The sequence below is a fragment of the Rhodanobacter sp. C06 genome, from assembly GCF_002001105.1.
Taxonomy (GTDB): domain Bacteria; phylum Pseudomonadota; class Gammaproteobacteria; order Xanthomonadales; family Rhodanobacteraceae; genus Rhodanobacter_A.
Map to the genome: position 1 here is coordinate 1 of NZ_MUNP01000017.1, position 24808 is coordinate 24808.

At 68.9% G+C, this 24808-nt stretch carries 26 protein-coding genes; 6 read left to right on the top strand and 20 right to left on the bottom strand.

What is annotated here, in order from left to right:
• Window positions 1–30: 30 nt before the first annotated feature.
• The gene (locus B0E52_RS00360; RefSeq protein WP_077480620.1) at window positions 31–2388 is read right to left on the bottom strand and encodes a catecholate siderophore receptor Fiu; all 2358 of its coding nucleotides are present in this window, start codon (window positions 2386–2388) and stop codon (window positions 31–33) included.
• Window positions 2389–2676: 288 nt separating this feature from the next.
• Here B0E52_RS00360 and panE point away from each other — a divergent pair, with 288 nt between their 5' ends.
• Window positions 2677–3609, top strand: a complete 933-nt coding sequence (gene panE / locus B0E52_RS00365; RefSeq protein WP_077480622.1) for a 2-dehydropantoate 2-reductase — start codon at window positions 2677–2679, stop codon at window positions 3607–3609.
• 189 nt (window positions 3610–3798) lie between these two features.
• On the opposite strand, the gene B0E52_RS00370 is transcribed toward panE, so the two are convergent.
• The 19 genes from B0E52_RS00370 to B0E52_RS00460 form a co-directional block, all read right to left on the bottom strand.
• Window positions 3799–4239 (bottom strand): excinuclease, encoded by a 441-nt coding sequence (locus tag B0E52_RS00370; protein WP_077480718.1) that lies wholly within the window; start codon window positions 4237–4239, stop codon window positions 3799–3801.
• A 41-nt stretch (window positions 4240–4280) separates the two neighbouring features.
• The gene (gene fabG, locus B0E52_RS00375; RefSeq protein WP_077480624.1) at window positions 4281–5009 is read right to left on the bottom strand and encodes a 3-oxoacyl-ACP reductase FabG; all 729 of its coding nucleotides are present in this window, start codon (window positions 5007–5009) and stop codon (window positions 4281–4283) included.
• Window positions 5002–5484, bottom strand: coding sequence for a hotdog family protein (locus tag B0E52_RS00380; protein WP_077480626.1), 483 nt, complete (start codon window positions 5482–5484; stop codon window positions 5002–5004). Before B0E52_RS00380 ends, fabG begins: the two co-directional genes overlap by 8 nt.
• Window positions 5481–6662, bottom strand: a complete 1182-nt coding sequence (locus B0E52_RS00385; RefSeq protein ID WP_077480628.1) for a beta-ketoacyl-[acyl-carrier-protein] synthase family protein — start codon at window positions 6660–6662, stop codon at window positions 5481–5483. Before B0E52_RS00385 ends, B0E52_RS00380 begins: the two co-directional genes overlap by 4 nt.
• Entirely contained in the window at window positions 6659–7372 is a 714-nt protein-coding gene (locus B0E52_RS00390) for a class I SAM-dependent methyltransferase (protein WP_077480630.1), read from the bottom strand. The genes B0E52_RS00385 and B0E52_RS00390 overlap by 4 nt, the downstream gene beginning before the upstream one ends.
• A 119-nt stretch (window positions 7373–7491) precedes the next feature.
• A complete protein-coding gene (locus tag B0E52_RS00395) occupies window positions 7492–7929 on the bottom strand; it encodes an acyl-CoA thioesterase (RefSeq protein WP_077480632.1) in 438 nt (145 codons plus the stop codon).
• Window positions 7922–8875, bottom strand: coding sequence for a glycosyl transferase (locus B0E52_RS00400; protein WP_077480634.1), 954 nt, complete (start codon window positions 8873–8875; stop codon window positions 7922–7924). The genes B0E52_RS00395 and B0E52_RS00400 overlap by 8 nt, the downstream gene beginning before the upstream one ends.
• A complete protein-coding gene (locus tag B0E52_RS00405; RefSeq protein ID WP_077480720.1) occupies window positions 8872–9231 on the bottom strand; it encodes an acyl-CoA synthetase in 360 nt (119 codons plus the stop codon). Before B0E52_RS00405 ends, B0E52_RS00400 begins: the two co-directional genes overlap by 4 nt.
• On the bottom strand, window positions 9228–9773 hold the full coding sequence (locus B0E52_RS00410) for a hypothetical protein (protein WP_077480636.1): 546 nt from the start codon (window positions 9771–9773) through the stop codon (window positions 9228–9230). The genes B0E52_RS00405 and B0E52_RS00410 overlap by 4 nt, the downstream gene beginning before the upstream one ends.
• Complete coding sequence (locus B0E52_RS00415) at window positions 9761–10060, bottom strand: phosphopantetheine-binding protein (protein ID WP_254426653.1); 300 nt, start codon at window positions 10058–10060, stop codon at window positions 9761–9763. Before B0E52_RS00415 ends, B0E52_RS00410 begins: the two co-directional genes overlap by 13 nt.
• A complete protein-coding gene (locus tag B0E52_RS00420; RefSeq protein WP_077480638.1) occupies window positions 10057–10848 on the bottom strand; it encodes a lysophospholipid acyltransferase family protein in 792 nt (263 codons plus the stop codon). The genes B0E52_RS00415 and B0E52_RS00420 overlap by 4 nt, the downstream gene beginning before the upstream one ends.
• The gene (locus tag B0E52_RS00425; RefSeq protein WP_077480640.1) at window positions 10824–11573 is read right to left on the bottom strand and encodes a beta-ketoacyl synthase chain length factor; all 750 of its coding nucleotides are present in this window, start codon (window positions 11571–11573) and stop codon (window positions 10824–10826) included. The genes B0E52_RS00420 and B0E52_RS00425 overlap by 25 nt, the downstream gene beginning before the upstream one ends.
• Complete coding sequence (locus B0E52_RS00430) at window positions 11570–12817, bottom strand: beta-ketoacyl-[acyl-carrier-protein] synthase family protein (RefSeq protein WP_077480642.1); 1248 nt, start codon at window positions 12815–12817, stop codon at window positions 11570–11572. Before B0E52_RS00430 ends, B0E52_RS00425 begins: the two co-directional genes overlap by 4 nt.
• Window positions 12817–14040 carry a beta-ketoacyl-ACP synthase gene (locus B0E52_RS00435; RefSeq protein ID WP_077480644.1) on the bottom strand — a complete coding sequence of 408 codons (1224 nt, stop codon included), beginning with the start codon at window positions 14038–14040 and terminating at the stop codon, window positions 12817–12819. The genes B0E52_RS00430 and B0E52_RS00435 overlap by 1 nt, the downstream gene beginning before the upstream one ends.
• Window positions 14041–14770: 730 nt before the next feature.
• Complete coding sequence (locus B0E52_RS00440; RefSeq protein ID WP_077480646.1) at window positions 14771–17131, bottom strand: MMPL family transporter; 2361 nt, start codon at window positions 17129–17131, stop codon at window positions 14771–14773.
• Window positions 17128–17739 (bottom strand): outer membrane lipoprotein carrier protein LolA, encoded by a 612-nt coding sequence (locus B0E52_RS00445; protein WP_077480648.1) that lies wholly within the window; start codon window positions 17737–17739, stop codon window positions 17128–17130. Before B0E52_RS00445 ends, B0E52_RS00440 begins: the two co-directional genes overlap by 4 nt.
• A complete protein-coding gene (locus tag B0E52_RS00450; protein ID WP_077480650.1) occupies window positions 17727–18500 on the bottom strand; it encodes a glycosyltransferase family 2 protein in 774 nt (257 codons plus the stop codon). Before B0E52_RS00450 ends, B0E52_RS00445 begins: the two co-directional genes overlap by 13 nt.
• Before the next feature lie 8 nt (window positions 18501–18508).
• Window positions 18509–18778 (bottom strand): acyl carrier protein, encoded by a 270-nt coding sequence (locus B0E52_RS00455; protein ID WP_174575525.1) that lies wholly within the window; start codon window positions 18776–18778, stop codon window positions 18509–18511.
• A gap of 311 nt (window positions 18779–19089) precedes the next feature.
• On the bottom strand, window positions 19090–20193 hold the full coding sequence (locus B0E52_RS00460; protein ID WP_077480652.1) for a Glu/Leu/Phe/Val dehydrogenase dimerization domain-containing protein: 1104 nt from the start codon (window positions 20191–20193) through the stop codon (window positions 19090–19092).
• A gap of 471 nt (window positions 20194–20664) precedes the next feature.
• Here B0E52_RS00460 and tssB point away from each other — a divergent pair, with 471 nt between their 5' ends.
• The 5 genes from tssB (at window position 20665) to tssE (ending at window position 24752) form a co-directional block, all read left to right on the top strand.
• A complete protein-coding gene (tssB, locus tag B0E52_RS00465) occupies window positions 20665–21183 on the top strand; it encodes a type VI secretion system contractile sheath small subunit (RefSeq protein ID WP_077480654.1) in 519 nt (172 codons plus the stop codon).
• A 3-nt stretch (window positions 21184–21186) separates the two neighbouring features.
• A complete protein-coding gene (tssC, locus tag B0E52_RS00470) occupies window positions 21187–22680 on the top strand; it encodes a type VI secretion system contractile sheath large subunit (RefSeq protein ID WP_077480656.1) in 1494 nt (497 codons plus the stop codon).
• A gap of 208 nt (window positions 22681–22888) precedes the next feature.
• Complete coding sequence (locus tag B0E52_RS00475; RefSeq protein ID WP_077480658.1) at window positions 22889–23392, top strand: type VI secretion system tube protein Hcp; 504 nt, start codon at window positions 22889–22891, stop codon at window positions 23390–23392.
• A 54-nt stretch (window positions 23393–23446) separates the two neighbouring features.
• The gene (locus tag B0E52_RS00480) at window positions 23447–24244 is read left to right on the top strand and encodes a type VI secretion system accessory protein TagJ (RefSeq protein WP_217316645.1); all 798 of its coding nucleotides are present in this window, start codon (window positions 23447–23449) and stop codon (window positions 24242–24244) included.
• Window positions 24245–24248: 4 nt separating this feature from the next.
• Window positions 24249–24752, top strand: a complete 504-nt coding sequence (gene tssE / locus B0E52_RS00485) for a type VI secretion system baseplate subunit TssE (RefSeq protein WP_077480662.1) — start codon at window positions 24249–24251, stop codon at window positions 24750–24752.
• The last annotated feature ends 56 nt before the right edge of the window (window positions 24753–24808 follow it).

Sequence of the window (24808 nt, forward strand, 5' to 3'; positions counted from 1 at the left end):
ACCCTCCCCTGCAAGCAGAGGAGGGCAACATCAGAAGCGGAAGTTCGCCGTCAGCATGCCGGAACGCGTCGTGCCCGGGATGTAGCGGTAGCCGCTCTTGTTGATCGACGCGGCGTAGTGCTTGTCGAACAGGTTGTAGAGGTTGAGCTGCAGGTCGAAGTGCTTGTTGACCGGGTAGGTCGCCATGGCGTCGAACACCCACCAGGCCTCGACGTATCGCGGCGTGCCGATCGCGCCGTCGGCGCCGCGCTGCATTTCGCCGGAGTAGCGCGCGCCGCCACCGACGACGAGGCCGAACGGCAGGCGGTAGGTGGTCCAGCTGGTGAACGCGCGCTTCGGCGTGTAGGCCAGCACGTTGCTGCCGTCGGCGGCGGGCGCCGAGCCGTTGGTGGCGCCGCTGAGGGCGCCATGGCTGGTGCTGGTATGCATGCTGGTGAAGCCGGCATTGATCGCCCAGTTCTTCGTGATCTGGCCGACGGCGGTGAGTTCCACGCCCTGCACGCGCTTGTTGCCGATCGGGTACCACAGCAGCGTGGTGGGGTCCTGCTCCAGTTCGTTGCTGACGGTGGTGCGGTAGAGCGCGGCGGTGAGCAGCAGGCGTTCGTCGAACAGGTTCCACTTCGTGCCCAGCTCGGCGGTGCGGGCCTTTTGCGGGTTGAGCGCGGGATTGTCCACGCTGTTCGCGGCTGTGCTGAACGACAAGCTGTTGCCGCCCGGCGGCTGCGCGGCGGTGGCGAGGTTGGCGTAGAGGCTGCCGTTCGCCGTCGGCTTGTAGATCACGGCGAGCTGCCAGCTGGGCAGGTTGTCGGATTTGCGGGCGTCCACCCCGGGCACGATGGCCCCGGTGGGCAGGCTGCCGCAGGCCGGCGCGCTCCTGCCGCCGCAGGCCACGGTGCTGCTGAAGTCGGTGGTGTAGTGGTCGAGGCGCGCGCCGGCGTTGACCTGCCACTGTTCGTTGAACTTCAGCGTGTCGAACACGTAGGCGCCGACGGTGTTGGTCTTGCCGTTCGTCCAGCCGCCGTTGGGGCCGTAACGCAGTGCGTTGCCGACGTTGGAGTCCGGCGCGTAGAGGCTGGCCGCTGGCCAGGTGCTGCCGTTCAATGCGGCCAGCGTGGTCGTGCCCACCGTTTCCCGGCTGAGTTCGATGCCGGTGCTCAGCTTGTGCGTGATGGCACCGGTGGCGAAGTTGGCGGTGAGGTTGAGCTGGTTGGCGACGATGCGGTTGGTCTGGTCCTTGAAGTTCGGATTGCTGCGCGCAACCGTCCAGGTCGAAGGATCACCGGGGTTCGGCGTCAGCAGGTTGGCGGCGCTGCCCATGAACGAGGTGAGCAGGTAGTCCTCGTGGGTGCGGCCCCAGCGCAAGGTGTCGTGCAACGCCACGTCTTCCGAGAAGTCGTGCTGCAGGATCGCGGTGAACATGTCCTCGACGACGTGGTCGTGGTCCTGGTCGGTGCCGTAGAAGTTGCCGGGATCGACCTTGGGTGCGTTGCCGAGGAAGGGGCGCGCCGGATCGGGCGAGGCGTAGCCGGGCAGGCCGATGGTGGGGATGCCGCCGTCGGGCACGTTGTCCTGTTTCACGTGCAGGTAGTCGAGGTAGACGCGGGTGGGCGTGCCGAGGCCGAACGCCAGCGAGGGCGCCACGCCCCAGCGCTTGTTCTTCACTTCGTCGCGGCCCGGCACGCCGCTGTCCTGGTCGAGCACGTTGAGGCGGAAGGCGGCGTGGCTGGCGATCTGCCGGTTCCAGTCGGCGGTGGCGCGCTTCTGGTCGGCACTACCCAAGGACAGCGAGCCGGACACCGCGCTGCCGAGCTGCGGCTGTTTGGTCACCATGTTGATCGCGCCGGAGGGGGCGGTGCGGCCGTACTCCGTGCTGTCCGGGCCCTTGGTCACCTCGATCTGCTCGATGTTGAACACGTCGCGCGAGATCGTGCCGAGGTCGCGCACGCCGTCCACGAAGATGCTGCCGGAAGTGTCGAAGCCGCGCATGAAGATCGCGTCGCCGGTGCTGGTGGAGCCGTTCTCGCCCGCGAAGAACGTGCCCACGCCGGCGCTGTTGCGCAGCGCCTCGGTGAGCGTGGTGGCGCCCTGCTCGTGGAGCAGTTCCTTGCTGATGATCACGATGGTCTGCGGCGTGTCCACCAGCGGCTGGGTGAACTTGGGCGATGACACCTGATCGACCTTGTACGGCACGAACGTGCCTTCCACGGTGACGCCTGGCAGGCGCCTGGCCGTGGCGACCTGGGCATCGGTGGCGGGCGCCGCAGCATCGGTGGTTGCCGCCATGGCCGGCAGCGCCAGCGCGAGGCTGGTCGCCAGCGTGGCGGCGGTGAGCGCGGGGACGGATGCGCGGCGCACCACCGGGTGCTTGCGGCTCTTGACGAAGTCCATCAGGAAAACTCCACGGCATTTCGGGAAGGGGATGGCTGGGGGCTTGGGCGCGACAACTGGCCGGATGCCCGAGGCAGGCGTCGGCGTCGTCGCAGCGGTCGGCGAACCTTGCGCATGGGAGGGCGCTGCGGGCCCTCGTCGAACCGGCGGCAAGATAAAGCAAACGAGAATGATTCGCAATATGTGAATGACGGCGCGACGATGCGGGCGCCGACCATGGTCGGCTCGGCAGCCGCGGTTCACGGCGTTACCCTGCAGGGAGTCGCGTCACGAGGAGAACCTGAGGCCATGCGCATGTTGGTTGTGGGAGCCGGCGCCACCGGCGGCTATTTCGGCGGACGCCTGCTGCAGGCGGGACGTGACGTGACTTTCCTGGTGCGCGAACAACGCGCGCAACGGCTGGCGCAGCACGGCCTGCACATCCGCAGCGCGCTGGGCGATGCCGACCTCGCCGCGCCGCCCACCGTCACCACGGCGACGCTGCGCGAACCGTTCGATCTCGTGCTGCTGAGCTGCAAGGCCTGGGATCTGCCGCAGGCGATCGAGGACATCGCACCGGCCATGGGCGAACACAGCGCGGTGCTGCCGATCCTCAACGGCATGTGCCAACTCGACCAGCTCGATGCGCGCTTCGGCGCCGATCGGGTGCTGGGCGGGCAGTGCGTGATCGCCGCCACGCTGGATGCCGACGGCACCGTGCGCCACCTCAACCGTTCGCACAGCCTGGGCTTCGGCGAGCGCGACGGCAGCGATTCCGAACGCGTGCAGCGCATCGCGCGGACGCTGGCCGGCGCGAACTTCGAGTCGCGCGCGAGCCGGCACGTCGTGCAGGACATGTGGGACAAGTGGGTGTTCCTCGCCAGCCTCGCCGGCATCACCTGCCTGATGCGCGCGCCGGTGGGCGACATCGTGGCCGCGCCCGGCGGTCGCGACACAGCGCTGGCCCTGCTCGACGACTGCCGCCGCGTCGCCGCGGCCTGCGGCCACGAGCCGCGGGAGACGGTGATCGAACGCGCCCGCGGGTTGCTGACCGAGGCCGGCTCCACATTCAGCGCCTCGATGATGCGCGACCTGGAACAAGGCCACCGCGTCGAGGCCGACCACGTGATCGGCGACCTGCTGGTGCGCGGAGTGGCGCAGGGCGTGGATGCGCCCGTGTTGCGTCTGGCCTATGCGCACCTGAAGGCCTACGAGGCGCGCCGGGCGCGATCGGCCGCTTGAGCGGCCGATGCGATCCTCGGATGGATCGCACGCGAATCAAACACTTCGTGTTTGATTCGCGGAGCCGAGTCCGGGCGGTATCGGACTGGGCGAGCCTGAAAAGGGCGTGACAACCCTTTTCAGGCAAAGGAATGTTGCTGTTGCCTGGTTGTCGTTGACGCGGATACCCGCATCACTCTCGATGCATCCTCACTGCACCTTCGCGAGCTTCGCCTTCAGCTCCACGCCCGACATCAGGAAGCCCACGTGGCATTCGTAGTTCTGGCTGTCGCGGTATTCGCTGCCGTTGTAGTTGCTGACGATGTCGGTGACGGCGTTGGCGCCGGCCTTCTTCGCGTCGTCCTGCAGGGCGATCAGCACGGATTGCAGCGCCCAGTCGCAGGTGACCTGGTCCTTCTTGCCGAAGGCGTTGGTCTTGCGGGCAACGTCCACGTTGTCGTTCACCACGGTGAGCTGGCCAGTGGGCGTGGTGCCGGCGAGGTAGAACTTCACGCTGCCGTCCAGCTTGCCGCTGGCGGTGGCGGCCTGCACCGCGTTGGCGAACGCGAGGTGGACGAACTTGTCGGCGGCGTGGCTGGCCATCGGCAGGGCTGCTAGCAGGGTGGCGATGGCGAGGGTTTTGGCGTGCATGCGGTACTGCTCCTTGTGGCGTGGACGGATGAAACGATGCGTCAGCACAGGCCGCCGTTGACGGCGAGCACCTGGCGGGTGATGTAGCCGGCGTCGGCGCTCATCAGGAAGGCCACCGCGGCGGCGACCTCCATCGGCGTGCCGGCGCGTTGCGCGGGGATGGCCTTCAGGATCTCCTCCACCGGCACGTCGGCATCGAGCATGTCGGTGTCGATCAGCCCCGGCGCCACGCAGTTCACGGTGATCTTCCTTTTCGCCAGTTCCACCGCCAGCGCCTTGGCCGCGCCGATCACGCCGGCCTTCGACGCGCTGTAGTTGACCTGGCCGCGGTTGCCGATCAGGCCCGACACCGAGGTGATGCAGACGATGCGGCCCGGCGCGCGGCGGCGGATCATCGGCATCACCAGCGGATGCAGCACGTTGTAGAAGCCGTCCAGGTTGGTGCGCAGCACGCGGTCCCAGTCCTCGTCGCTGAGCGCGGGGAACGCGCCGTCGCGGGTGAGCCCGGCGTTGCACACCACGCCATAGGGCGCGCCGTGTCGTTCCACGTCCGCTTCCAGCGCGGCGCGGCAGGCTTCGCGGTCGGCGATGTCGAACTGCAGAACACGCGCCGCGCGGCCCATGGCCTCGATCTCCGCGCACACCGCTTCGGCCTCGTCGCGCTTTGTGCGGCAGTGCAGGACGAGGTCGTGGCCGGCCTGCGCCAGCCGCAGCGCGATCGCGCGACCGATGCCGCGGCTGGAGCCGGTGACCAGGATGGTGTCAGCCATGGCGAGGTTCCGTTGCGGATGAGGGGGACTTGTCGCTTTGAAACAGGGCGCTGGCGTCGGGCGGACTGAACACGGTGAGCCGTGCCTCGGCCAGTACGCCGGGCGCCTCGATGCGGCAGGCGAATACGCCCATGCCGCTGTCGTCGTGGAAGTCGCGTCGCGCCTCGACGCGCAACTCGCTGCCGGGCGCGAAGGCGGCCACGTTGCAGGCGTAGTGGCGGGTGCCGAGCAGGAAGCCCAGCCGCACCGGGATCCCCACTTCCCTGGCCTGGCAGCCGGCCCAGGCGGCGATCGCCTGCGCCATCAGTTCCACGCCCATCCACGCAGGGAGCGTGCCGTCCGCTTCGTGGAACAGGCCGGTGGCCGGAACGCGCCGGCTGCATACGGCATGCTCGGGGCCGTGTTCCAGCACCGCGTCGAGCAGGATCATCTCGCCCGCGTGCGGCAGCAGTTCGGCGATCGGCCACGGCGTCATGCGGCATCTCCCAGGATCAGGCAGGCATTGTTGCCGCCGAACGCGAAGGAACTGCTCATCAGCCGGCGCGGGCCGCCGTCGGGCAGGCGCGCGCCGGCTTCGACGAAGCACAGCGCGGGCAGCGCGGGGTCGGCCAGGCCGTCCCAGTGTTGCGGCGGCAGCCGGCCGTCGCGCAGGCTCAGCCAGCAGAACGCGGCTTCCAGTGCGCCGGCGGCGGCGAGCGTGTGGCCGGTGAGCGGCTTGGTGGAGGAACACGGCACGCCGTGCGGGAACACCGCGGCCACTGCCTGCGCCTCCATCGCGTCGTTGTGCGTGGTGGCCGTGCCGTGCAGGTTGAGGTAGTCGATCTGCGCGGGTTCCAGCCCGGCCTGCGCCAGCGCGGCGCGCATGGCCTGCTGCGCGCCCAGGCCTGCCGGATCGGGCGAGGACATGTGGTACGCATCCGAGCTGGAGCCCGCGCCGAGCAAGCGCACGGGACCGTGCTCGCGCGTCATCAGGAACAGTGCCGCGGCCTCGCCGATATTGATGCCGCGCCGCTCGCGCGAGAACGGGTTGCAGCGCGCGGTATCCATCGCACCCAGCGCGTGGAAGCCGTTCAGCGGCAGCCGCGCCAGCGTGTCCACGCCGCCGCACAGCACGGCGTCGCACAGCCCGGCGGCCAGCAGCCGCTGCGCGCTCGTCATCGCGCGCGCGCCGGCGGTGCAGGCGGTGGAGATCGTGTAGCAGGGGCCGGCGAGGTCCAGCCATTCGGCGAGGAACTCGGCGGGGCCGGCCAGTTCCTGGTGCGCGTAGCGGTAATCCTCGGGCCAGGTGTCGTCGCGGCGTTGTGCGGCGAGGCCGCGGGTGGCTTCCTCGATGCCGCCGGTGCTGGTGCCCAGCACCACGCCCATGCGCGCGCTGCCATGGGTCGCGATCGCCGCGCGGATGTCCGCTTCGATCTCCCGTGCCGCCGCGAGCAGCAGGCGATTGCAGCGGTTGTCGCGCGTGGCGGCCAGCGGTTCGGGAATGGCGGGCAGCGGCATGCGCACCGCGCCCAGTGGCGGGGCCTGTTCTGGAATCCAGCCGGGTTCCGCGCGCAAGCCGTGCGCGTCGCCGGCGAACAGCGCCTCGGCCACCGCGGCCTTGCCCGCGCCCAGCGCGCAGACCACGCCCAGCGCGTTGAGGTAGGCGGCGCTCATGCGGGCTTGCGTGCGGCCACGTTCACCAGGGTCTCCTCGCGCTGGCCGGGCGGCGGCGGTGCGCGCAGGCCCCAGCGTTCAAGCAGGCCGAAGTCCTGCGCGCGGCTCCACCAGAGATACGGCAGCGAGACGTTGGCGTCGCCGAACTCGAAGCCTTGCGCGCGCAGCATCGCGAGATAGCCGTCGGCGCTCTTCTGCACGTGCATGGGGTGGCGGAAGAACCAGCGGATCACCCAGCTGTCGATGTAGGCCTTGGTGGATTCGGCGAACAGCAGCCGGCCGCCGGGCTTCAGCACGCGCCAGAACTCGGCCAGCGCGTGCTCCTGCTCGACCAGGTGGTGAAAGGTCTGGTGGCAGAACAGCACGTCGACGCTGGCGTCAGCCAGGTCGATGTGCGCGCAATCGCCAGCGATCAGTTCCACCGCAACGCCTTCGCGCCGCGCCTCGGCGCGCGACAGCGCGAGGCTGTGCGGATCGGCGTCCAGCCCGATCAGCCGATCCGGCGCGAAGGCATCGCGCAGCAGGCGGAACGACTTGCCCTGGCCGCAGCCGGCATCGAGCAGCACGCCGCCCTGCGGCAGTGGCTCGCCGACTAGGCGCTTCAGGTCGTTGATCGCCACCCTCAGCACGTGATGCTGCCAGGTGTGGGTGGCGAGGAAGCGGAAACCGAGGCGGGTTTCTTGGACGTAGGTGGGGCTGGCGTAGGGCATCGGTGAGTCTTGTTGAAAAGTGCGGCCACGGATGGCCGCTTCTTGATCTTCGCAGTCATGGACGACTGCCGAAAATACAGCGGTGCGGCCACGGATGGCCGCCTGTTTGATTTTCGCAATCATGGACGATTGCAAGAAATACAGCGTTCTATGGCCTCGATCATCGCAGCCGGCGAAACCAGCTGCATCGCGCCGTCGGTGAGTTGCACCGCCACCTGCACGGTGCTGGCGCGGGTGAGGCGTTCGCCGCTGGCGGCGTCGCTGATCAGGTAGTGGATCTTCAGGCGGTTCTGCCACTCCACCAGGTCGGCGCGCACCACCAGGTGCTGGCCGAAGCGCGCCGCGCGGGCATAGCGCAGTTGCAGGTCGATCACCGGCCATGCGTAGCCGGCCGCCTTCATCTGCGTGTAGTTGTGGCCGATGCGGTCGAGCAGGGCGCAGCGGGCGATTTCCAGGTACTTCACGTAGTGGCCGTGCCACACCACGTCCATCGAGTCGACGTCGAAGAACGGCACGGTGACTTCGACGTCCGTGTGCAACACGCCGGCGCTACGCATCGGAGGCGTCCCAGTACGGATAGAAATTGAACCACTGCTGCGGCGCCAGCAGGCACCACTGCGCGAGGCGATCGGCATAGCGCTGCGCCCAGCCGGCGATGGTGGCGTCGCGCTGGCCGCGCTCCCAGGCCGGCGCGTCGAGGAAGCGCTCCAGCCGGATCTCGTAGCGGCCGGCGATCTTCAGGCAGCACATCAGGTTCACCGGGCAGCCGAGCAGGCCGGCCAGCAGCCATGGCCCCTGCGCGAACGGTGCAGGACGACCAAGGAAATCCACCGTGGCGCGGCGGCCGTCGTGCAGCGGCACGCGGTCGCCGGCCATCGCCAGCCATTCGCCGCGCTCGAGGCGCTGCGAGAGGTCGAGCATCAGCGCGGCGTCCAGCTCGCTCACCTGGATCAGCCGCATGCGCTGTTCGCCGGCTTCGCCGAGCAAGCGGTTGAGGTGCGCGACGTGGTGCGTGTGCACCAGTACGTTCAGCGGCACCTGCTCGCCCAGTTCGGCCAGCGCGCGGCAGACGTCGAGATTGCCGAGGTGGGTGCCGACCAGCAGCTGGCCGCGACCGCCGCGGTGGCTCGCCAGCAGTTGCGCGCGCAAGCCGTCGGGATCGAGCAGTCGCACCTGCTCCAGCCGCAGCGCGCCGCGCCACACGTCGAGGCGGTCCAGCAGGCAGTCGGCGAAGGCCATGAACTGCGCGAACACGCGGCGCGGGGTGGGGCGAAGTCCGGCGCGGCCGCTCGATGTGGCGAGGTGTTCGTAGAACTCGCGGATGCTGCGCCGCGCGCGGCGTCCGGTGAGGAAGAAATACAGCACGATCACGTGCAGCAGCGGCGACAGCAGGCGCCGCCCGCAGCGGCGCGCCGCGAAGGCGGTGAAGCGCATCAGCAGCAGGCTGCCTCGCTCGCGCTGCGCGGACCAGTGCTGGCGCGTGGCCAGTTGCGCCTCGCTCATGCGCGTGGCTCCAGCACGAGGCGGCCCGAGGAATAGCTGGTGTCGCCGTCGCGATAGGCGAAGTGCAGCTTGCCGCGCGCGCGGTCATGGCGCAGCGTCAGCGTCACGCGGTCGCCGGGCTGCAACAGGCGCTGGAACTTCAGCGCCTCCATCTCGCGGCATTGCGGCGAGCTGCCCAGGCGTGCGGCGGCCAGCCGCAGCGCCCACGCCACCTGCGCCGCACCGGGCAGCACCGGCGCCTGCGGGAAGTGACCGGGGAAGTAGGCGAGATCCGCGGGCAGCTGCAGCAGCAGCGTGCAGCTGTCGCCGTCGCGCTGTTCGCGCAGGATCACCGGGTCGGTGCGTTGCCAGCTCATGCGCTCGCCCGCAGCCGCCGGCGCAGCAGCCATTCGCCCACGAACAGCGGGCCCATGATGAAGTACACGAGCAGGCCGTTGTACAGCGTCCACCATTTCAGCGGCGCCCACAGCGTGAGCGCGGCCGACATCGCGGCATTGAACACGAAGAAGCCCACCCACACCCAGGTGACCTTGCGCGTGTACGGAATCGCCGCGGCCGGCAAGTCCGGTTCGCGCGCGCGGGCGATGCGCTCCACCACGGGCGGGCCGAACGCCAGGCTCAGCCCGAACGTGAACAGCAGGAACAGGCTGATCAAGGTGGGGTACCAGCGCAGCAGCGAGGACTCGCCGCTGACCGCCAGCAGTGCGCAATAGGCCAGCGCCACGCCCAGCATCCAGCGCCCGCCCGGCTCGCGCCACAGGAACGGTGCGCGCAGCAGCCACACCGCGGCCAGCGCCAGCGCGAACACCGGCGGCGCCACCGTCTCCATGCCGAAATAGACCAGGAACGGATACAGCACGCCGACCAGCGGCAGCAGGATGTTGATCAGTTTGCGCATGCGGCCTGCTGGCTGGCGACGAAGGCGGCGAGGCTGGCCACGCTGGCGAAGTGGCGGCGCGCGTCCTTGTCGTCCGAGGCGATGCTGATGCCGTAGCGTTTCTGCAGCGCCAGCGCCAGCTCCAAGGCGTCGACGGAATCCAGCCCCAGCCCATCGCCGAACAACGGCTGCCGCGGCGGGATGTCGGCGGCGGTGAGGTCTTCCAGGTTCAGCGTGTCGATGACGAGCTGGGCGAGTTCCTGCTCTAGCGCGGTATGGGCCAGCGCGGTATGGGTCGATGCGTTCACGAGGCGGCGAGCTCCCGGTGGAAGAGTTGATGCAAGTGGTCGTTGAGTTGGCGCGAGGCGATCGGCAGGGGCGCGCCGGCGTTGAACGCGGCCGGGTCGATGTCCGCGCCCACGCGCAGCTGCACCCGGAAGCGGCGGTCGGGGATGCGGTACCACGGCTGCCCCTTGGTCAGCGTGGGCGGGTCGACGGTGATGAACACCGGCGTCACCGTGCGCGCGCCGCGCAGCGCGATGGCTGCCGCGCCGCGATGGAACTGCGGCGGCCGGCCCGGCACGGTGCGGGTGCCTTCGGGAAACACGATCAGGCACTGTCCCTCCCGCAGCACGTCGGCGGCCCGTTCGAGCATGTCCATGCTGCCGTCGTTGCCGATGTATTGCGCGGTGCGCACCGGGCCGCGCGTGCACGGGTTGCGGAACAGGCTCTGTTTCACCACGCAGTTCGCGTCGCGGATCTGCGAAGCCAGCAATACCACGTCGATCAGCGAGGGATGGTTCGCCACCACCAGCTGGCCGGGGCGGCCCAGCCGCTCGGCGCCGTCGATCGCGAAGTCCAGCACGCGGGTGCGGTACATGAACTGCACGTGCAGCCAGAATGCCTTGCTGATCGCGGCGCGCGCGCGCCGGCGCCGGGCCAGTGCGTCGCCGGGCAGGCAGGCCAGCAGCGGCAGCACCAGCACGCGCAGCAGCAGGCCGCCCAGGCCGAACAGCGCGAAGCTGGCGCCGGTGGCCACCAGGCGCCATGCCCAGGCGTCGCGGCGTTGGTTCAGCGGATACGTTGCCAGTTCCATCGGCGTGTCTTCCAGGTGTGTTCCAGTGAGGGTTCGTGACTCAGCAGGGTACGCAGGAACGCGAGGGCATGCGGCAATGCGCCGTGCTTGCCTTCATCCGTCGATCGGTTCAGCCGCAACTGCCAGTCGCAGCTGACTGGCGTATCCGCCGAGGCGGACACGCGCCCCAGTCGCAGCGCCACAGCATAGGAGAACGGCACGTCCGCGATCCACTGCGCGTAAGCGGGCGGTGGCAGCTCCTCGGCCACCACCACCAGCGCGGACGGTGCGCCGGCGGCCAGTTGCAACGCGCCTTCCAGCACGGCGTGCTCGAAGGTGTCGGCCTCGCCCGCGATCGCCGCCGATTCGCCGCGCTGGCCGCGCAGGATCGACCACTGGCCCGCGATCGCGTTGTGCACCGACAAGCCGAAGCGGGTGGGCGACAGCGGCTGTCGGTCGGCGACGTCGGCAAGCAGGGCCAGCGTCTGCGGCGTTTCGCCGTGGCGCGAGCCGAACACGAAGGGCAGTTGCTCGGCGTCGCCGCACAGCGACCACGCCGTTTCCAGCGTCATTCGCGCCAGCCGGCTGAGGCGGCGGCGCTGCAATGCGGGCAGGAAGGCGCAGGATGGTTGCGCCTGCGCATCGTCCGGCACCTTGCGCGGCGATTGCGCCCAGGCCAGCCAGTCTTCGGTGCTGTCCAGCCCGGGTGCCCACGCACGCCAGCCTTCGAGGCGGAACGCGATCACGCGATGGCCCCGTCGAAGCGGCGGAACAGCAGGGCGGCGCAACTGCCGCCGAAGCCGTAGCTGCTGCTGAGCACGGCATCGGTGCGTTGCTCGTGGTTTGTCGTCAGCAGCGGCGCGCCGGCGAAATCGGGATCGATGTCGTCCAGCGGCACGCCGGCGGCAAGGAAGCCGTGTTCCAGCATCAGCAGGCAGGCGATCGCGTCCAGTGCCCCGGCCGCGCCGGGCGCATGGCCGAGCAGCCCCTTGATCGAGGACAGCGGCGGCACCGGCGCATGGCGTTCGGCGAATACGCTGCGGATGGCCTGCCATTCGGCGAGGTCGCCCTGCGTGCCGCAGGCGTGCGCGTTGACGTAATCCGGCAGCGTGCCGGCGCGATCCAGTGTCTGGCGCAGCGCGCGGGCGATGCCGCCGGCGCCCGGGCCGACCATGCTGGCCGCATCGGTGGCGCAGCCGTAGCCGGCGAGTTCCGCCAGCACGGTGGCGCCGCGTGCTAGCGCGTGTTCCAGCGATTCCAGCACCAGCACGCCGGCGCCGGCAGCCAGCGCGAAGCCGTCGCGCTCGCGATGGAACGGGCGCGACGCCTGCGCCGGATCGGCCTGCGGCGACAGCGCGCCCATCGCGTCGAACCACATCGCGGTGCTGGGATGCAGTTCCTCGGCGCCGCCGGCGAGCACGACGTTCTGGCGGCCGAGCTGGATCAGTTCCAGCGCATGGCCGATCGCGTGCGCGCCGCTGGTGCAGGCCGAGCTGATCGTATAGCTGCTGCCGCCGATGCCGAAGGCTTGGGCGAGGCTGGCCGACAGCGCGCTGCTCATGCCGCGCGGCACGGTGAAGGGCGAGACCTTGGCGATGCCTCGGCTGCGATGGTTGTCCAGCGCCTCCTCGTGCTCGCTGAGCGCGGCGCCGCCGCCGAGCACCAAGCCGCAGTCGGGTTCGGCGAGACGCGCTGCCGACAGGCCGGCCTGCACCAGCGCCTCGTTGGCCGCATGCCAGGCATACAGCGCCGGGGCGGGCAGGAAGCGGCGCAGCTTGCGTGGCGGCTGCGGTGGCAGCGTGGCTTCGGCAATCGGGCCGCCCACCTTGCCGCGCATGCCCAGCGCGGCGAAGGCGTCCATCGTGCGCAGGCCGTGGCGGCGCGTGCGCAGTGCATCGAGCAGCGCGGACGTGCCCATGCCCACGCAGCTCACCGCGCCCATGCCGGTGACCACCACGCGCGGCAGGCCGCGTGCATCGACCAGGCGCATCAATCGGCCGCCTTGAAGATCAGCGAGGTGTTGATGCCGCCGAACGCGAAGTTGTTGTTCATCACCACGTCGGTGGCGATGGCGCGACCCGTGCCGGTGAGGTAATCCAGTTCGGCGCAGTCGGCGGAGCGCTCGTCGAGATTGAGCGTGGGCGCGAACCATCCTTCGCGCATCATCGCGATCGCCCACCACGATTCCAGCGCGCCGCAGGCACCCAGGGTATGGCCGACGTAGCTCTTCATCGCGCTGATCGGCGTGCGCGTGCCCAGCACTTCGGCGGTGGCGTGGCTTTCGGCGACGTCGCCGCGGTCGGTGGCGGTGCCGTGCGCGCTTGCGTAGCCGATGGCGCCGGCCGGCAGTCGCGCGTCGTCCAGCGCCTGTCGCATCGCCACTGCCATCGTCTCGGCGGTGGGCTGGGTGATGTGGGCGCCGTCGGAGTTGCAGCCGAAGCCGACCACCTCGGCGTGGATCTTGGCGCCGCGCGCCCTGGCGTGTTCGTACTCTTCGAGGACCAGCGTGGCGGCGCCCTCGCCGACGACGAGGCCGTCGCGCTTCGCGTCGAACGGGCGCGGCGTGAGCTGCGGTTCGTCGTTGCGGGTGCTGGTGGCGAACAGCGTGTCGAATACCGCGGCGCCGGGCCCGGAAAGCTCCTCCGCGCCACCGCACAGCATCAGTTTCTGCCGGCCGTAGCGGATCGCCTCGTAGCCGTAGCCGATCGCCTGGCTGCCCGAGGTGCAGGCGCTGGAGGTGGGGATCACGCGGCCCTGCAGGCCGAAGAACACGCCCACGTTCACCGCCGTGGTATGCGCCATCATCTGGATGTAGCTGGTGGCGGTGACGCCCTGCATCGAGCCGGTGTCCAGCATGCGCCCCATCACCCGCACCGGTTCCACGCTGCCGCCGGAGGAACCGTAGGCCACGCCCATGCGGCCGTCGCGGATGCTTGCGTCGTCGAGCAGGCCGGCGTCGCGCAACGCGTGCTCGCTGGCGGCCACGGCGAGCTGCGAGACGCGGCCCATCGAGCGGGTCTTCTGGCGTGGCCACGGCGGCGGCGCGAAGTCGTCCACCGGGCAGCCGAGGCGGCCGTTCAGCGCGTCGAAGTAATCCCACTCGTGCATGCGGCGCACGGCGTTGCGGTGTTGGCGCAGGCGCGCGGAAATCGTGGGCCAGTCGTGGCCCAGCGGCGTGATGCCGCCCATGCCGGTGATGACGACGCGTTTCATCGCGGGGATGCTCCTGGGCTGGTGACGGTTGCGTCGCTCGTATTGCAAAAGCGTTTCGTCCCCCTGACGGGGGCCGAGTTACTTTTCTCTTGCGTGGCCAAGAGAAAAGTAACCAAAAGAGAAGGCCACCCCGTTTGGCGCTTTCCGCCCTTCCCTGGGCGGAAAGTCCGTGAGGCGGGGCCGGGCTTTTCGACAGTACGTCCGTGTACTGTCGAAAAGGAATCGGCGTCCTGCCGATTCCCCTGCGGGCCTGTCGTCCCCACCTCACCGCCGCGCAGGGGCCCCGAAGAGCGGGGCGCGCATCCTGCGCGCACTCGGATCGCCGCCGCGCGGCGAAAGAACAAGAGCGTGCAGTTCGAGAGTTGCTCTTGCCTTTGCTCTTGCTTGAGCTTTTGCCGTGTTTTTCCTGAAAAGTGCGCGCAGGAGCGCGCTGCTCTATCCGGGGCCCCTATGGCGCGGCGGGTGGGTGGAGGAAAGTCCGCAGGATGGCCCGCAGGGATGCGGGGCAGTTTTCCGCCGGTACAAGAATGTGCCGTCGGAAAACCCCGTAGCCCACACGCGCACCCGCAGGGCAGAGCCTGTCCCGGACTCGATCCGGGAATGCCCGGAGGGCGCGTCCGCGGGGTGGCCTCTCTTTGGGTTACTTTTCTCTGGCCACGCAGAGAAAAGTAACTCGCGCTCCGGCAGGGGCACGAAGCCCCGACCGCAGGCCGGCCATCTCGCCAAGAGCTCATGGCAATACCTCATCGCCAGCCCGGCTCGCCGGCACCAGCAACGCGGTAAACGCGATCCCCAGCAACAACGTCAACCCGAAATCCCTGAGCGCCGGCAGCGAAGAAAGCGACAGCAACCCGAACGACAGCAGCGCGGTCAGCGCGGAAAGCAGCACGCTCGCGTACATCGCCCCCGGCCGATCCGCGGTATGCGGCTCCCCCTCGTGCAGGAACACCGCGTAGTTCGCGCCCACGCCCAGCACCAGCATCAGCGCCATCCAGTGGAACAGGCTGAGCGGCTGGTTCAAGTAACCCAAGGCGGCCAGCGTGAGCGCGATACCCAGCACCGGCGGCGCCAGCACGCGAGGCGCGCGGCGCCAGCCGTAGCGCCAGCCGAACACCGGCACGATCAGCAGCATGGCGGCGAGCAACCATACGCTGGCGTAGCCGCGATAGCGACCGAACAGCGCCGACACGCTGGCGGGCTTGTCCACCAATTGCACGCCGGGCAGGCCGGCGGCGGCGTGCGCGAGCAAGGCATCGTCGTCGCTGCCTTGCGGCAGCACCAGCGAGGCGCAACCCTGCGCGTGGCAGCCCATCCACAGCTGGCGGAATGGCGTGGAAAGTGGGGTCTTCAGCCAGTTGTCCAGTTGCAGCGGCGTACCGGGCCAACCGGCGAGGTACGCGTCGATGGCGTCGGTGCGGAAGCCGGCATCCGTCAGCACTTTGCGCAGGCGCGCGGGATCGTCGAACAGCCGCGCGAGCAGGGCGTGATCCCGCGCCTGTTGCGCCTGTGAAGGCACCATGCCGGCCAGGCCCAGCCAGCCATCGAGCCTGCCGTCGTCGACCAGCGTCTGCAGCCGCGTCTCCAGCGCCTCCTCGCGTTCGAGGGTTTGCCCGGCGTCCTTGCCCTGCACCAGATAGAACTGGCTGCCGTTGCCCAGGCCGGTGAGTTCGCGGATCCGCGCTTCCTGCTGCAGCAGCGCGGCTGGCTGCGCGATCAGGCGATGCACGTCGTCGTCGTGGCGCAGTCGCAGCCAGCCGGGCAACGCGATCAGCAGCAACAGCAACGCGACCAGCACGCCACGCCAGCCGCGCGCGGGCTTGGCAAGCGCGCGCTGCAGCGCATGCGCGCCACACACCAGCGCACCGCTCATCGGCTTGGCCGGGCGCTGCAGCAGGGCAGGCAGCAGCCAGAACACGCTGAGGCAGGCCGCGCTCATGCCGCCGATCGCGAACACCGCCATCTGGCGCAAGGCCGGGAATGGCACCAGCCCCAGCAGCGCATAACCCAGCAGGGAGGTGGCCAGTGCCAGCAGCAGGGCGGCGCGCACCTGACGCAAGCCCGCGCCGGCTTGCCAGCGTGCGCCGGCATTGGCGCGGGCGCTGAGGTACTGGATCGAGTAGTCCACCGCCTCACCCAGCAGCGCAGCGCCGAACACCAGGGTGAGCAGGTAGATCTGGCCGAACACCAGCAGCGAGATGGTAGTGGCTGCGACCACGCCCACCACGGTGGAGAGAAAGGCCAGCAGCAGCGGGCCCGGCGAACGGAACACGGCTAGCAGCAGCAGGGCGATGCCGATCGTGGAGATCCAGCCCACCATGTGCACGTCGTGCTCGGCGCCGGCGCGCGCGGCGGCGGCGTAGAACACCGCGCCGGTGCGCAGCAGCCGGGTGCCGGGGTAGTCGCGCTCGATCTGCTGTTCCGCCGCGTGCAGGGCACCCAGCGTGCGGCGTTGCACGTCGTCGTCGTAGGACGAGCCGTCTAGCGTCGCGGTGACCAGCACGCAGGTGGCGTCGTCGCGATGCGCGACCAGTAGGTCATCCTCCGGCAGCAGCGGCGAGCGGCTCCACGGCTGCTGCGCCAGCCAATGCTGCAGCCAGCCGAACGGATCGGCGGCGAGCGGCACGCCCACGCCGGTGAGGAAGGGCTCGTTGAGGCGCTGCGCCAGCGCTTGCGCGGCGTCGTAGTCCGGCTGCGCCAGCGCGGTGCGGTCGGCGTCGGTGAGCAGCCAGTCGCGGTGCGCCAGGTAGGGGGCGAGCAGTTGCTGCAGATCGAACGGCGGCAGCTCGGCGGTGACCGAGCCGAACACCTTCTGCGCAGCCAGCGCCTTGCCCAGCGCACGCGCGGCGTCCTTGGCGCGTGCGTCGTCGGCGTTTTCCACCACCAGCACCATGCGGTCGCCGTTGGCGTGGGCCAGCCGTTCCACCGCGGCCTCGGCCAGCGGGTTCTGTTCAGTGGCGGGCAGCATCGCCAGCAGGTCGGTCTGGATCGGCAGCGGGCCGCGGCCGAACAGCAGCCAGGCACCCAGCGCGGCGACCAGCACGCTGGCGACGGCGAACAGGCCGGCGCGCAGCTTGAGCGTGCGCGGCGTCATGGCAGGCCGAGCGCGCGCTTTTCCAGCGCGACCAGCGGACCGGCATCGCGGGTATGCGCGAAGCGGATCTCGGTGCGGGCGCCGTCCTGCATGGCGATGGTGATGCCTTGCAGGTAGTCGTTCCCCTGCAGCTCGATGCCGCCCAGCACACGCGCCACGCGCTCCTGCTTCGGCACGAAACGCAGCGTCCACTGCGCGGGCGTGCCGCTGGCTTCGACGGTGAACTGGCGCAGCGCCTCGTCCACTTTGCCGCCCAGCATGCCTTGCAGCATCTGCGAAACCTGGCTGACACCGCGCTCGCCGCGCATGGGATGGGCGTTGCCGTCGGGATCGATGCGCGCGCTGCGGCTACCGGTGAGCGCGATGGTTTCCTGGTAGGGCGAAACGGTCTGCCACAGCATGCCGTGGCCCAGCACGAACAGCAGCCGGCCCTGACTCACTTGCGGCTTGGCCAGCGCGGGATTGCTGCGGGTCTGGGTGAAGTCGGCGCGCACCGCGGCGTGCCGGCCCAGCTCGGCCAGCACGTTCTGCAGAAGGGTGTTGTCGGTCTGCGCATGGGCGAACGGCGCGAGGCAGCCGAGCAACAACAGAAACATCAGGCGACGCATGCGCGTTCTCCACGAAGGCGGCGCCACAACAATCGCGGCGCCCGGGGCAGCATGCCAAGCAACAGCCGCGTGTGCATCGCCGAGATGCGCAGGTTGTCGCGGAACATGTGGAAGTGGGACAGCCCGTTTTCCGGATAGATCACCCGGGTCGGCAGGTTCACCACCGGCACGCCGCGCCAGACCAGTCGCACCGCGGCCTCGGTGTCGAAATCCATGCGCGGGGGGAACGGCTTGCGCGCGATCTCGGCACAGGTGGCCGCGAGCGGGTACAGGCGGTAGCCGCACATCGAGTCGCGGACCGCCAGCGACAGGGTTTCCAGCCAGACGCAGGCATGGGTGAGGTAGCGCCCGTACAGCCGTGCCCGCGGTACGCTGGCGTCGTAGATCGGGGCGCCGCAGACCAGCGCTCCAGGTTGCACGCGCGCCTCGGCAAGGAAGCGCGGCACATCGGCGGCGTCGTGCTGGCCGTCCGCGTCGATCTGCAGCGCGTGGCTGTAGCCAGCCGCGCGGGCGGCGAGCAGGCCCGCACTGAGGGCGCGGCCCTTGCCCTGGTTGTGCGGCAGGCGCAGCAGGCGCACGCCATCAGCCTCCTGCGCGAGCGCGTCGAGCACGGCGCGCGTGGCAGTGTCGCTGCCGTCGTCGACGATCAGCACGGGCAGTCCATGCGCACGCAACGCCCGCACGGTGACCGCGATGGTGCTGCCGTGGTTGTAGATCGGGATCAGCGCGCAGGGGGCGAAGCGGCCGTGGGCGTCCGGCATGGCCCGGCTCAGCGTTCGAGCAGGCTGCGCACCGTGCCCACCACGTCGCCCACGGTGCGCACGTTCTTGAAATCCTCCGGCTTGATGCGCATGCCGGTCATCTCCTGCACCTGGATCGCCAAGTCCACCGCGTCGATGCTGTCCAGGCCGAGGTCGGTGAACAGATGGGCGGACGGCGTGACCCGCGCCGGCTCGATCTCGAATGTGTCGCGCAGCACCTCGCGCAGACGTTCGAGGATGTCCGTTTCGCTGATACCGGTTGCCAGGATGGTGCTCATATCGCGTTCTGCTCTTGTTGTTCCATGCGTGTCGTGACGCCTTCCGGGGCGGCTGTTCCGTGCGGGACGAACGGCCGCCGCTGGCGGCACCTTGCCCGGACCGGCATCGGCGATGCCGGTCTTCCCGACGAGATGGATCCCCTGTGTCGCGGATGCTGACCGGGCCGGCGCACCGCCACGCCGGGCATTGTAACAGAGCCCCGCCACCGGCCGGGCATGACGGACGACGGGGCAGGGGCAACGAAAAGGCCGCCTCGCGGCGGCCTTTCGTGCAATCCGGGCGCGGTGGAAGCCGCCTGGGGCAAGGCGGCTTACTGGCCGCGCATGCGACCCTGGAAGCGGGTGCCGCCGTTGCCCATGTGCGGCAGCTTGATCTTGCCGATCGAGGTGATGCGTTCCTCGGCGAGGCGGTCGGCGGCCTTGTAGGTGGGCACGCCCTGGGTCTTGCTGATCTCGAAGATGCGGCCCAGGTTGTAGTAGATCGTCCGCATCATGCGCATCGCGCGCTCGCGGTTGTAGCCGTCGATCTCCAGCGACACGTTCATCACGCCACCGGCGTTCACCGCGTAGTCCGGCGCGTACAGCACGCCGCGCTTCTGCAGCTCGTCGCCGATCGCGTCGGTGGCCAGCTGGTTGTTCGCCGCGCCGCAGATGATCTTCGCCTTGATGCGGTCGATCGTCTGCTCGTTGACGGTGCCGCCCAGCGCGCAGGGGCTGTACACGTCGGCGTCGACGTCGTAGATCTCGTCCAGGCCCACGGCCTCGCAGCCCAGCTCGTCCACGCAGCGCTGCACGGCATCCTTGTTGATGTCGGTGACGAACACCTTGGCGCCCTGCTCGCGCAGCAGCTTGATGAATTCGCTGCCCACGTGGCCGCAGCCCTGCACGGCGAAGCTGTACTTGCCCACGTCTTCGTTGCCGTGCTTGAAGTGCAGCGCGGCCATCAGACCCTGCAAGGTGCCGAATGCGGTGAACGGCGAGGGGTCGCCCGAACCGCCGTGCACCTGGTGCACGCCGGTCACGTACTCGGTCTCGCGGAACACGTATTCCATGTCGTTGACGTCGATGCCCACGTCCTCGGCCGTGATGTAGCGGCCGTTGAGCGAGTTGACGAAGCGGCCGAACGCGCGGAAAAGCGCCTCGGACTTGTCCTTGGACGGATCGCCGATGATCACCGCCTTGCCGCCACCCAGGTTCAGGCCAGCCACGGCGTTCTTGAAGGTCATGCCGCGCGACAGGCGCAGCACGTCGTTCACGGCTTCCTGCTCGGTCTTGTACGGCCACATGCGCAGGCCGCCGAGCGCGGGGCCCAGCACCGTGTTGTGGATCGCGATGATGGCCTTCAGGCCGGCGTCCTTGTTGTGGCAGAAGACGACTTCTTCGTGACCCGTGTTGGCGATGGTTTCGAAAATCATTGGTACGGCGACTCCATGGAGAGGTGCCCGCAGGCATCCAGGACGACGGCATCGCAGCGATGGCCGCCGGGGAACAGCAACTGCACGAATGCGTCGCCCCGGACGGGCCGGTGCGACGAACCAAGTCGGACATTCTAGTACGGCGGCCCGCGCCGGCCGTGCGGCGGCGCAGCAAGGACGTGGTCTGCGCGCGACCCGAAACGTGAATGCTTGCTGAATGTTTCCGGTGGGCATGCCTGTCTTTCACGCGCCGTTGCGCATTGGGTAGTGAGAGGAAAACTCGGCGGCGATCGTTCCGCCGCGCCGGCCATGCCTGCGCGTGCCGGTGCGGCATGCGCCCCGGGATCAGGCTCGGCGGGGAACCGGGCGCACGAGGCCATCGTGCGCCTGCGTCCTCCCTGCGGCAGTTCGCGTGCACGGCAAGCCGGCACCTTGCAAATCAGGCAGTACCTACGTCCCGGGAGACATCGCATGGCCAAGCAGAGCAGTCAGAAGTTCATCGCGCGGAACCGCGCGCCGCGGGTGCAGATCGAGTACGACGTCGAGGTCTACGGCGCCCAGAAGAAGGTGCAGGTGCCGTTCGTGATGGGCGTGATGTCGGATCTTTCCGGCAGCAACAACGCCGAGCTGCCGCCGATCGAGGAGCGCAAGGCGATGGAGATCGACGTCGACAACTTCGACAGCCGCCTGCAGTCGATGAAGCCGCGCGTCTCCTTCGCGGTGCCGAACACGCTTACCGGTGAGGGCAACCTCAGCGTGGACATCACCTTCGAGAGCATGGACGACTTCTCGCCAGCCGCGGTGGCCCGCAAGGTGGGCGCGGTGGCCAAGCTGCTGGAGGCGCGCACCCAGCTCGCCAACCTCGGCACCTACATGGACGGCAAGGCCGGCGCGGAGAAGCTGATCGCGCAGGCCATCAACGATCCGGCGCTGCTGCAGTCGCTGGTGTCCGCAGCCAAGCCCGGCGATGCCGGCAAGGACGGGGAGTAAGCCATGGCAACCGAGAAACTGGCCGAACAGGGTGGTGCCACCCAGACCCTGGTGCCCGACGATTTCGCCGCGCTGCTCAGCAAGGAGTTCAAGCCGAAGAGCGATCGCGCGAAGGAAGAGGTGGAATCCGCCGTCCGCACGCTCGCCGAGCAGGTGCTGAACAAGGCCGACATCGTCTCCGACGACGTCACCCAGACCATCAACGCCTACGTGGCCGAGCTGGACCGCAAGATCAGCGAGCAGCTCAACCTGGTGATGCACCACGCCGACTTCCAGAAGCTGGAAAGTGCCTGGCGCGGCCTGCATTTCCTGGTCAACAACACCGAGACCGACACGCAGCTGAAGATCCGCGTGATGAACATCTCCAAGAAGGAGCTGGGCAAGACGCTGAAGCGCTACAAGGGCACGGCGTGGGACCAGAGCCCGATCTTCAAGAAGATGTACGAGGAAGAGTACGGCCAGCTGGGCGGCGAGCCCTACGGCTGCCTGGTCGGCGACTACTACTTCGACCACAGCCCGCCCGACGTGGAGCTGCTCGCCGGCATCGGCCAGGTGGCTGCGGCCGCGCACGCGCCGTTCATCGCCTCGGCCAACCACACCCTGATGGGCATGGACAGCTGGAGCGAGCTGGCCAACCCGCGCGACCTCGCCAAGATCTTCTCCACGCCCGAGTACGCCTCGTGGCGCTCGCTGCGCGAGTCCGACGATGCGAAATACCTTGGCCTGGCCATGCCGCGCACGCTGGCACGCCTGCCGTACGGCGCCAGCACCGACCCGGTGGAGGAGTTCGATTTCGAGGAGGACACCTCCGGCGCCGATTCGTCCAAGTACACGTGGCAGAACGCCGCCTACGCGATGGCGGTGAACATCAACCGCTCGTTCAAGGAATACGGCTGGTGTTCGCGTATCCGCGGCATCGAGTCCGGTGGTGCGGTGGAAGGCCTGCCGGTGCACACCTTCCCGACCGACGACGGTGGCGTGGACATGAAGTGCCCCACCGAGATCGCGATCACCGATCGCCGCTCGGCCGAGCTGGACAAGATGGGCATGATGCCGCTGGTGCATCGCAAGAACTCCGACATGGCGGCGTTCATCAGCGCGCAGTCGCTGGCCAAGCCGGAGGAGTACGACGATCCGGACGCCACGGCAAACGCGGCGCTGAGCTGCCGCCTGCCGTACCTGTTCGCAGCCAGCCGTTTTGCGCATTACCTGAAGTGCATCGTGCGCGACAAGATCGGTTCGTTCAGCAGTCGCGAGCAGATGCAGAGCTGGCTGACCAACTGGGTCATGCAGTACGTCGACGGTGATCCGACCAACTCCAGCGAGGAGACCAAGGCGCGCAAGCCGCTGTCGGCGGCCGAAGTGGTGGTGGAGGAAGTGGAGGGAGCGCCGGGGTATTACACCTCGAAGTTCTATCTCAAACCGCACTACCAGTTGGAGGGGCTCACCGTGTCGCTGCGGCTCGTGTCGCGGTTGCCGTCGGCGGCCAAGGCCTGACGACGCACTGCCGGTTCCGGGCTCGGCCGGTGCATGCGGTCGCGCCCGCTCGGCGAAATGAGGTGGGGAAGCCGTCGCGCATCGACGGGAACGCAAGGCATCGTCTGCGCGGCATCAGGGGAACGGTGGCGACAGGCACACGACATCCGGCAGGGGCAAGCCCGGCCGGGCGGGTCAATTCATCAACAGGTGATCGAGGAGAAGGTTCATGGCATTCGACATGCACATCAAGTTCGGCAAGGGCAAGGTCGAGATCAAGGGGGCATCCAACCACAAGGTGCACAAGGGCGACGTGCCGATCCTGGCGTGGTCGTGGGGCGTGAGCAACACCGGTGACCTGCATACCGGCGCGGGTGCGGCCAGCGGCGGCAAGGCACACGTGCAGGACATCTCCCTCACCAAGTACGTGGACGGCTGTTCCAACGCGCTGCTCAACGCCTGCTGTACCGGCGGCCGCCTCGAGAACGCCTGGCTGTACGTCACCAACGCCACCGGCGAGCAGACCGACTTCCTCACCATCGAACTCTCCGAGGGCGTGCTGGTGACCTCGGTATCCACCGGAGGCAGCGGCGGCGAAGACAAGCTCACCGAGAACATCACCCTGCACTTCGGCAAGTTCAAGTACTCGTTCCAGCCGCAGGACGACAAGGGCGCGAAGGACGGCGGTACCAAGGACTTCACCTACGACATCCAGAAGGTGGCCAGCGCCTGAGCCTGATCGGCACCTTGCAGTTCCTCGTTCCATCCATCTTCCAACTAGCCGGGTGTGTGCATGACCCCAGAGAACATGCTGAAAGAAGGCCGGCTGGACGAGGCGCTGCAAGGCCTGACTGCGCAGGTGCGCGGCAACCCCGCGGACGCCAAGGCGCGGGTGTTCCTGTTCCAGCTGCTGGCCGTGCTGGGGCAGTGGGATCGGGCGCAAAACCAGCTCAAGGTGAGCGGCGAGCTCGACCCGCTCAACACGCTGATGGTGGAAGCCTACAGCCGTGCGCTGGCCGGCGAACTGGAGCGGCAGCAGGTGATGGCCGGCACGCGCTCGCCGATGGTGATCGGCGAGCCCGCGCAGTGGCTGGCGCTGCTGCTGCAGTCGCTGAAATTGCAGGCCGAGGATCGGCATGCGCAGGCGCAACCGCTGCGCGAACAAGCCTTCGAACAGGCCGAGGCGGTGGGCGGCGAAATCGACGGCACGCCGTTCGAGTGGATCGCCGATGCCGATCCGCGCTTTGGCCCGTGCCTGGAGATGATCGTCAATGGCGGCTACGCCTGGGTGCCGTTCACGCGTCTGAAGGCGCTGGTATTCGAGGCGCCTGCCGACCTGCGCGACAAGGTGTGGGCGCCGGTGCAGGTAACCTGGAGCAACGGCGGCCAGGCGGTGGGTTTCGTGCCGTGCCGCTACCCCGGTTCCGAGCGGGCAGCGGACGGTGAACTGGTGCTGGCGCGGCGCACCGACTGGAGTGATCTCGGCGGCGAATGTTTCGCCGGTTGCGGCCAGCGCATGCTGGCTACCGATGCCGGCGAATACCCGCTGCTGGACATCCGCAGCATCACGTTCAACGCGGCCTGAAAGCATGGCCGAGCTGACCACCCAGGAACGTCTGCAGCCCTCGCTGCTCGACCGCCTCACCGATGACGAGCCCGGCAAGGCCGACGAGAGCCGCGAGAAGCGGGTGATCTCGGCCACGCGCCTGCGCGACTGCGTGACGCGCGACATGTCCTGGCTGCTGAACTGCGTGAACCTGGGCGCCGAAGCCGAGCTGGCGGATTACCCGGAGGTGGCGAGCTCGGTGCTCAACTTCGGCATCCCCGACCTCACCGGCGCCGCGCTGTCCGGCATCAAGGCCGACGCGCTGCAGCGCAAGGTGCGCGACGCCATCCTCGCGTTCGAGCCGCGGCTGACGCCCGGCACCTTGCAGGTCACCGTGCAGGCGGACAGCCGGCACATGGACCACCAGTCGCTGGTGTTCAACATCGCCTCCGAGATGTGGGCGCAGCCGATTCCCTTGAACCTCTACCTCAAGACCGAGGTGGATCTGGAGACCGGGCGGTTCAACGTGTCGGAGAGCTTCGGCTAAGAGCCTGCCCATGATCCCCAAGCATCCCGCTAACCCGAACACCGATGGATTCATGG